Here is a 9,231-nt window from a genome sequence, read left to right as displayed (position 1 = left end):
TTTCAAGCAACAATGATAGTACTTTCAAGCAACAATGATAGTACTTTCAAGCAACAATGATAGTACTTTCAAGCAACAATGATAGTACTTTCAAGCAACGACGAAAGTACTTACAAGATACAAAGATGATTGCAATCAATTTGTGGGACAATGTCCCACATTTTGAAACTAGTATAATTTTCATTAAAAAAGCAACCTAAAAGTTGCAACTAATCGATATTATTCATATCTTTGCATAATACTATGCTGCATAAAAATATGAAAGAGAAAACATTAAGATTCCTAGAGGCACATGAAAGCCATGAAGCCTCTTCATTTGTAGATGAAGCCAAGTGGAGACAGGAAAACAATGCCTGGATAAGATGGTCGCAGAGCATTGCCCTAAAAATTGTTGATTTCATGCAAGAGAACAATTTATCAAGGGCTGATATTGCTGAGCGGTTGGGATGTACGCCACAATACGTGAGTAAAATATTGTCAGGAAAGACTAACTTCTCGTTCAAAACTATTGCAGAAATTGAACGCCGACTTGGTATTTCATGTATGGAAAAAGCTTTTGCATAATGCTTGTATCGCTTATTGCCTCACTATGGCATAACATTGCCCTTTACCAGGGCAATAATCTGCCATTGCCTGGCACAAAACGATACGTCGGGAGCTTTTTTTATAAAAGCACCACTCTCTTTTTTACTCTTCACTCTTCACCAAATCGGCTGAAACCCCGATAAACACTGGGGTTGCGAGAGGTGAAGAGTGGCGCACCACTCTTCACCACTCTTCACCACTCTTCACCTTCGGATTGCACACAAAACTAAACGGTAAATCGACCTGTTCGGTCTTTGAAGAAGGTCCCACAGATTTGGCTTTCCCTTCGGCCGCCGATTTTCTATTCACAGATTTCACAGATTTTCCGGGTGAAGAGTGGGTGAAGAGTGGTGAAGAGTAGAGCGCAACTCTTCACCCGTGCAAATTCCTTAGCTACAGATATTTATACCTTTCTGGTGAAGAGTGAAGAGTGTTTTTGAAAGTGGCTTGTTATTTTTTAAAAGAAAAAAAAGGGAATATGCTTGGAACTTTCAGTTATTTTTCGTACTTTTGCGGCAGAAGTTCCTATGGAACAGCTATCAACAACAAGAAGTAATGAAGTAAAAGGAAGAAAATGATGAAAGCAAGACATATCTCTTATCTTATCGCATGCATGATCATGTTATGCTGCCTGAATACTCAGGCGCAGAATGCATTCCCCTACCCTGCGCTGCCTGATACGCTGCGCAGCGTAGAACAGCGCGCTACCTACCTCAGCGAGCACTACTGGGACAACTATCAGTTTGCTGATACTACCCAACTGAAAAACGAGGAGATTACAGAACAGGGATTCGTCAACTTCATCGATATCCTCGCCCGTTTCAACGACGAGATCGCTCAGAAAGGCATCAGCGCCTTCACTGCCAAGGCTTACGTACAGAAGCCTGCCAAGGAGAAATTCGAGAGCCTGATAGAGCATTATTTTGACAACCCACAGTCGCCGATGAGAAACGACAGGGTATATAGCTTCTTCCTGGCGGAAATGAAAAAGTCGCCTTACTTCGATGAAGCGGAAAAGGAACGCATCGACTTCAAGTGGAAGGCGGCACGGAAAAACCTGCCAGGCACCAAGGCTACCAACCTCTCCTTCAAGCTGGAAGATGGAAAAATGCATCAGTTGACTGACTATCAGAACGAAAAGGTGATACTCTACTTCCATGATCCGGAATGCGAGAATTGCCACAAGGTTACGGCGTGGCTGAAAAAACAGACCATTCCTGCTGAATACAGAATGCTCAGAATCATTGCGGACGATCAGATAAGTGCTACTTACAGCATCAAGGCGATGCCTACGATTTACTTATTAGACAAAGGCAACATCGTGGTTTTAAAGGATTGTACGCCGGAACTGCTCATCAGCGTCATCAATAACAATTAATTAAAAAAAGAACTAGACTGGTCGTCTAAGCGACGCTCAACTTATTATCATTTACCATTATTCAATTGCATGAATTTTAAACTATCCAATTACATTATTTAATTATTCAATTACATTCTTTAATCACACTTTAAATTCACTTTCTATATTATATTTTCTATTCTACCTATTTATATTGAATCATAATCGTAAGATATTGTACTAATCATATATTCTACCTTATTTCGCCTTTGTAGAGTCGTAATGCATATTGAACTCCTCGCGAGTGTGCTCGTTTCTCTTAACTACGATCACATAGTCACCATCTTTAACTATTCCAACCTTCGCAACAAGTGTGTAATAACCATACTTACCAGACTTGCCGTAATCGCCTGTCTCGGTGATGATAATCTTGTTGCCAACTAACTGAGAGTCAAACTTGATATTTGTGCCCTCATCAAAGATTACATTCTTGTGAGTCAACTGCAACTGACCACCAGAAAGAACCTTGCATACCAGCTTCTCGTTGTTCTCACCATTGATGTTAGAGGTTTCATTTACCTCAGCACCGGTTGTCTGTGAATAACTGAGCAGTGAGAAGTTAGACTTCGTTGTAACGGTGTTGACGCGTGTTGTTGTATCGCCCGTCAAATCATCGTCAGCCGCACTGTAGCTTACTAAACCCAATGCCACCATACAAGTGATGACCATTCCAAAAAACTTTTTCATATTTTATCATTTACTAATTGTTATTCAATCATTTAAACCTGATCTCCTCTTACAAGCATCTGCCCTAAGGCAGTACTCAGGAAGACTTCTAAAAATAACCTTTCGGCCTAAATCATCTTTTACAATATACAAATGATATACAAGAATATAAAATGTACTTCCTACTTTTGTTCGAGTAAAAATTTAGAGAAAAAAGTAATACGCTCCAAATATTTTAGGTTAAATTATGTAAAGAAGCACAACGTTTACGCACACAACAATCCTGTTACATAACAAAATGAAAGAAAAGCGAAAGAAAGATGAAAGAAAAGGGCATTAAAAAAGCGGAAACCCCGAAGGATTCCCGCTATTATTTTGGGTTGATAAATCTCGAAGATTAGTCGAGGTTAGCCAACTTGTTGTCAGAATGAAGAACATCCTTGATCTTGTGGCTATAGAGGTCAACCATGTACTCACGAGCCTTACCGCAGTACTGACGTGGATCGAAGTACTCTGGGTGCTCAGCCAATGTCTCACGAACACCTGCTGTGAAAGCAAGACGAGAGTCAGAGTCGATATTGATCTTGCAAACAGCGCTCTCAGAAGCCTTAGTCAACTGATCCTCTGGGATACCAACTGCATCTGGCAACTTACCACCGAACTTGTTGATGATATCAACATACTCCTGAGGAACTGAAGAAGAACCGTGGAGAACGATAGGGAAACCAGGAAGCTGCTCCTCAACTGCTGCCAATACGTCGAATGCCAATGGAGGAGGAACGAGGTGACCAGTCTTAGGGTCACGTGTGCACTGCTCTGGCTTGAACTTGTAAGCACCGTGAGAAGTACCGATAGAGATAGCCAATGAATCAACACCTGTACGTGTAGCGAAATCAACAACCTCCTCAGGCTTTGTATAGTGAGACTCCTCAGCAACTACGTCATCCTCAACACCAGCGAGGACACCGAGCTCACCCTCTACAGTTACACCGAACTGATGAGCGTAATCAACAACCTTCTTTGTCAATGCAATGTTCTCCTCGTATGGAAGAGCAGAACCATCGATCATTACAGAAGAGAAACCGAAATCTACACAGTCTTTACATGTCTCGAAGCTATCACCGTGATCGAGGTGGAGAACGATCTCAGGATGGTTGCAACCCAACTCCTTAGCATACTCTACAGCACCCTCTGCCATGTAGCGGAGCAATGTAGGGTTAGCATACTTACGAGCACCCTTAGATACCTGGAGGATAACTGGTGACTTCAAGTTTGAAGAAGCCTGGATGATAGCCTGGAGCTGCTCCAAGTTGTTGAAGTTGAAAGCAGGAACGGCCCAACCGCCCTTGATAGCTCTTGCGAACATTTCCTTAGTGTTCACAAGACCGATTTTCTTGTAATCTACTGCCATAATTGTTATTAATTTTATTGTTTAATGAAACATTCTATTCATTTTTATCAGATGGATTCTAGACGCACCCACCATAACCGACTGCAAATTTAACTTTTTCTTTTGAGACGGCAAAAAATATGCTTACTTTTTCGTGTTACAAGCGAGTTAAAAAAGTTAATTCCCCCTTTTTAGCCGCCTAAAACCCTTTATTTGCTAATTGCACTTTGCAATTTGTACTCCCGAACGGCATAAGCCAAGACGATGAGGAAACCGATAAACGGTACCACGAAAGGCAGGGTGACATGGGTGGTATCGGCTATCATTCCCATCAGCAGGAAGCCGCATCCGCCTATCGGAGTCATCATCAGAAGCGAGGATGCCGACTTGGTGAGATTGCCCAATCCCGTGAGGGCGATGCTGAAGATGGTAGGGAACATGATTGCCTCGAAAAGATAGTTGCCCACCAGGGCTACCAGCGACACGATGCCCAGATCGCAAAGCACCAGGCCGATGCAGACCACGCTGCCCACGGCACAGATGAGGAGCATGGTGGTTGCCTGGATACGGCGCATGATCCAGCTGCCCAGGAATCTGCCTACCATGAAGAACGCCCGGGCGAGGGTGAGGACGAGAGAGGCGGTGCGGTCGCTCATCCAATGCATGCCGGTGACGAAATTGATGAAGTAGGAATCGATGGAGATCTCGGCCACCTCGTAGCTCAGGAGGGCGAAGAGGCCGAAGACGAACATCCTGTGGTTGGCAAAGAGCTTGGCGATATTGCTGCCCTTCGCCTTGTCTTCCTTCGCCTGCTGGTGCTGGATTTCAGGCAGATCGACACGGGAGAACACCACGGCGATGGAAAGCACCAGAACGCCCAGGATGGCATAAGGTATGACCACATTGCCGCCCTGCTGCGTATCATTGAAGAGGAACTGACCGATGCAGAAGGTGGCAAAGATGCTGCCCAGACCATTGAACGACTGCGAGAGGTTCAATCGGCTGGTAGCGGTCTCCCTGGCACCCAGTTCGGTAACGTATGGATTGGCGGCTGTTTCGAGGAACACCAGTCCGCATCCGATGACGAAGAGGCAGAAGAGGAAGGCTGAGAAGCTGCCTATCGATGCCCCCGGAATAAAGAAGATGGCACCCAGACCGAAGAGCAGGAGGCCGAACACCACGCCCCGGCGATAGCCATACTTATTGATGAAGATGCCCGCCGGTATAGCCATGAGGAAATAACCCAGATAGGTAGTTACCTGGATCAGGGCAGACTGGGTGATACTGATGTGCAGGGCATTCTGGAAGTGCTTGTTGAGCACATCGAGAATGGCACGCGCGAAGCCCCACAAGAAGAAGAGCGACGTGATGAGAATGAACGGAACAAGATATTTCTTGTCGCTCACTGAATGGTTTTCTGTTTCTTGGTTCAACATTTTTTATTCTATTTCTTTAACACTTTTTTATTCTTGATGCCGGCAGTGCCGGGAGCCTATTCCTGCGGATGCAGGACGGCTCCCTCCTGCTTCTTGCCATCCATCAGGATTCTGAGCGGACGGTCGAAGCGTACATGGCGCACATACTGCGTCTCTTCTACGGCTGGCATCGCATCCAATATCTCCTTGTTTACGAAGCCTCCCTCTTCGGTATTGGTATCTACCGTGAAATAGCCCACGCCGAAAGAGGTGAGGTTCTGGAAGAAGTGGGTGCCCTGACTCGGATCGATGTTGTAATTCTTCAATGCCACCTCTACGATGACGCGGGCGGCACTGATATGCGGCCACTTGACCGGTACGCCCAGGTAATGATCACTCGATCCCCAGCGGCCCGGACCTATCAGCACATAATTCTTGCCATCTGCCAGGAACTTGCGGTTGATGCGCTCGATATCATCGGCTACATAGAAGTTGTTCATCGCCGAGAAGTGGTCATCGTACTTCACATACACCACATCGGTGACATCCTCGCTGATGCCATGGCCCAGGGAGTTGTGGGAACGGAGCAGACAGTCGGCATCCGGTATCGCCCTGACATCCTCGTCGAGCATCTCCTTGGCATCCACGATCGGACGGATCTGGAGGAGATAGAAATCGCAGGTCTTGTCGGCATGGATATTGCAGGCAAACTCAATCTCCACCGGTCGGCGCATCGCCTCGGAACCGCACTTCATCGACATCTGCATGAGTTCCGGCAGGGGTACCACATCGTGCTGGAGCACACTGGCGAAGGTAATCAGTTTTCTGCCCGTTTCATACACTCCATCATTGATAACCTGATCGTATGGGTCGAAAGTAGAGGCTATATAGGTAAGACTCTGGTCTTCCACGGCATCCTTCACCCGGAACTTGAGGATATTGAATCCGTCATCCACCTTGAAGTCATCGCCCACGTGCCGGGTGTCGAGAGCATAGAACTGGGTCTGGGTATCGCGCAGCGCCATCTCCGTCTCGGAAGTCTGCAGCACCTGATGCGGATGATACGGACAGACGCGGAGGGTCTGACCGCCATCCACGATATACTTACCCAATCCGAGGGCAAGACTGGCTATGCCCTCCTCTGCCTCCTCATCGCCGACAGGATAATAGTTGAGCGAACGGAGCACGCCACTCATCGTTGGATAATAGCGGGTGCCGTAGTCCTTGCCCACCACCTCCTGCAGGATTACTGCCATCTTCTCCTGGTCGATGACGTTGCGGGTGGCGGTCATGTATGCCTTGGAATCGCGATAGAACACCGAGGCATACACGCCCTTGATGGCGCAGGCGAGCATCTGGAGCATCTGATACTTATCCGCGAGATAAGGTATCATATAGGTGGAATAGATACCGGCGAAAGGCTGATAGTGGGCATCCTCGAGCAGCGAACTGGAACGGATGGCGATAGGACTCTTCGTTGCCTCGAAGAAGGTGAAGAAGTCGGCTATCAGCGAATCGGGCAGCTGCGCATGGAGGAAGTGCTTCAGGATTTCATCATCGCTGGCATCGCTCAAGGCTATCGGATAGAGATTGTTGCTCATCATGAACTCGTCGAAGATATCGGTACAGAGTACCACGGTCTTCGGAATCTGCACGGTGGCATTCTCATACTGGTTGAACTCGGGATGGCGCTTGATGATGTTGTCGAGGAAGGCTAGTCCCCTGCCCTTTCCGCCCAGCGATCCTTCGCCGATGCGGGCAAAATGGGCATACTTATCGAACTTCATACGGTCGAACACGGCAACCACTCCCAGGTTCTTCATGTGACGGTACTGCACGATGGCATCGAAGATGATCTGCCGGTGGGCATCCACATCCTGCAGCTTCTCCCAGGTGACGTGCTTCAGGAAGGCGGAAACCGGGAAGATGGCACGGGCACAGAGCCAGCGGCTCATGTGGTTGCGGCTGATATGATAGAGCATCGAATCGTTGGGGATGTTGAAGATGTTATCCTGCAACTCCTTCAGACTGCGGATACGCATGATTTCCTCGTGGGTTTTCGGGTCGCGGAAGATGAAATCGCCGAAGCCCATGTGCTCCTCCATCAGGCGACGGAGATCCACACTCATCTTCTTGGAGTTCTTATCTACAAAGCGGAATCCCTCGGCTTCTGCCTTGGCACGGTTGTCGCTCTCGGAACTCTCGATGATGAGCGGCACGAACGGATCGGTCTTGCGGATGTAACGGAAGAGACGCAATCCGGCATCAGGACATTTCTCACGTCCGAAGGTATCGGTGCCGTGCTCGGGATTCGCCTCCTGCTCCACCTCGTTGCCGAAAGCCTTGGCGGCACTCTTCAACGGGAATCGGGCATCGCTGATGACACCCAGGGTGTTGTTGGAATACTTATCGTAGAGTTTCTGCGCCTCTTCGTAGGTACGGGCGAGCACCACCTTCGGACGGCCACGCATTCGCATCGTGGCAGCATGGCGGTTGAGGGCTTCCTTGGAAAAATTCTTGCTCTGCTCGAGGATATAGTTGTAGAGGTTGGGCAGGATGGAACTGTAGAAGCGCACGGAGTCTTCTACCAGGAGTATCATCTGCACGCCTGCCTCCCGGATATCGTGCTCCAGGTTCATCTTATCCTCAATGAGCTTGATGATGGAGAGGATGAGGTTGGTGTTGCCCAGCCAGCAGAATACGTAATCGAAAATGCTGAGGTCTTCGTTCTCCATTCGCTTGGTGATGCCGTGGGAGAACGGGGTGAGTACCACGCAGTGGATATTCGGGAACTTGCCTTTGATATCACGCGCCACATCGAAGGCATCGTTGTCGGCATTGCCCGGCATACAGATGACGAGGTCGATGACGGTGGAGCGCAGCACCTGGGCAGCCTCTTCGGTGGTTGAGACCTGGGTGAAGGTTGGGGGATAACGGAGTCCCAGCTCCATATACTCATTATATATCTTCTCCTCGATGCGTCCATCATCTTCTAGCATGAACGCATCGTAAGGGTTGGCTACAATCAAGACATTGTAGATACGTCGCATCATGAGATTCACAAATGATACGTCTTTCAAATAGAACTTATTCCACTCTTGGGGTACATTATTTTCCATATGTGTAGCGAATTATCGTGCAAAGATACTGATTTTCTGAGATTTTCTTGCATTTTTCATCGTTTTTTTATATATTTGCAAAGAAAATATCGAGAAGTTATGAAAAGAAGATTATTTATCATAGCATTATTGAGTACATTTCTGAGTACATTATCATGTATCCCATGCTGCGGCCAGAAGCATCAGCGTGGCAAGGCATCCTATTACTCTAAACGTGCCACGGGTGCCAGGTCGGCAAGTGGACAGAGAATCCACCATGACAGTCTGACGTGTGCACACCGTTATTATCCCTTCGGCACAATGCTGAAGATTACGAATCTGAGAAATGACAAGAGTGTAATCGTTGAAGTGATCGACCGTGGTCCGTTCGGAAGGGGAAGAATCATTGACCTTTCCTGGGCAGCCGCGAAAGAAATCGACATGATTTCGCAGGGTGTGGCTACGGTGAAGGTAGAAAGACTGGATAACCCTGTTCCTTTCAAGCCTGAGGACAGCAAGCTCCCGAAGATAGATTTCGAAATGGCTGAGTTTGAACCCGACCATTATTTCGAAAAGAAGGAAAAAGCCCCTCATCACCGGCATACGCCCTGAAAGGGCAAAAGCTCCTAGCCCAGGGCAACACCCTGGGTAAACCAACAATGTACAATACGCCCTGAA

At 47.5% G+C, this 9,231-nt stretch carries 7 protein-coding genes; 3 read left to right on the top strand and 4 right to left on the bottom strand.

Annotation, left to right across the window (positions count from 1 at the left end; all coding sequences use genetic code 11):
- The first annotated feature begins 258 nt into the window (after positions 1–258).
- Together AAAT87_RS14325 and AAAT87_RS14320 are read left to right on the top strand one after the other, a co-directional pair.
- Positions 259–564 (top strand): helix-turn-helix domain-containing protein, encoded by a 306-nt coding sequence (locus AAAT87_RS14325; RefSeq protein WP_089544424.1) that lies wholly within the window; start codon positions 259–261, stop codon positions 562–564.
- Positions 565–1,159: 595 nt separating this feature from the next.
- Entirely contained in the window at positions 1,160–1,963 is an 804-nt protein-coding gene (locus tag AAAT87_RS14320) for a DUF5106 domain-containing protein (RefSeq protein ID WP_349226792.1), read from the top strand.
- Between the two features lie 219 nt (positions 1,964–2,182).
- Here the strand turns inward: AAAT87_RS14320 and AAAT87_RS14315 are convergent, their stop codons facing one another.
- From AAAT87_RS14315 to AAAT87_RS14300, 4 genes are all read right to left on the bottom strand, one after another.
- The gene (locus AAAT87_RS14315; RefSeq protein ID WP_349226791.1) at positions 2,183–2,671 is read right to left on the bottom strand and encodes a hypothetical protein; all 489 of its coding nucleotides are present in this window, start codon (positions 2,669–2,671) and stop codon (positions 2,183–2,185) included.
- A 376-nt stretch (positions 2,672–3,047) separates the two neighbouring features.
- Positions 3,048–4,061 (bottom strand): class II fructose-bisphosphate aldolase, encoded by a 1,014-nt coding sequence (locus tag AAAT87_RS14310; protein WP_295024977.1) that lies wholly within the window; start codon positions 4,059–4,061, stop codon positions 3,048–3,050.
- 188 nt (positions 4,062–4,249) lie between these two features.
- Positions 4,250–5,476: a sugar MFS transporter gene (locus AAAT87_RS14305; RefSeq protein ID WP_349226790.1), complete on the bottom strand. Its 1,227-nt coding sequence runs from the start codon at positions 5,474–5,476 to the stop codon at positions 4,250–4,252.
- Positions 5,477–5,532: 56 nt separating this feature from the next.
- Positions 5,533–8,574, bottom strand: coding sequence for a PEP/pyruvate-binding domain-containing protein (locus AAAT87_RS14300; protein ID WP_349226789.1), 3,042 nt, complete (start codon positions 8,572–8,574; stop codon positions 5,533–5,535).
- A gap of 99 nt (positions 8,575–8,673) precedes the next feature.
- On the opposite strand from AAAT87_RS14300, the gene AAAT87_RS14295 reads away from it, so the two are divergent.
- Positions 8,674–9,165, top strand: coding sequence for a septal ring lytic transglycosylase RlpA family protein (locus AAAT87_RS14295; protein ID WP_349226788.1), 492 nt, complete (start codon positions 8,674–8,676; stop codon positions 9,163–9,165).
- Positions 9,166–9,231 lie beyond the last annotated feature (66 nt).

Source organism: Segatella sinensis, assembly GCF_040095255.1.
GTDB classification, from domain to species: Bacteria; Bacteroidota; Bacteroidia; order Bacteroidales; family Bacteroidaceae; genus Prevotella; species Prevotella sinensis.
The sequence above is the reverse complement of the archived record's forward strand: the minus strand, read 5'-3'. Positions and strand labels throughout refer to the sequence as shown.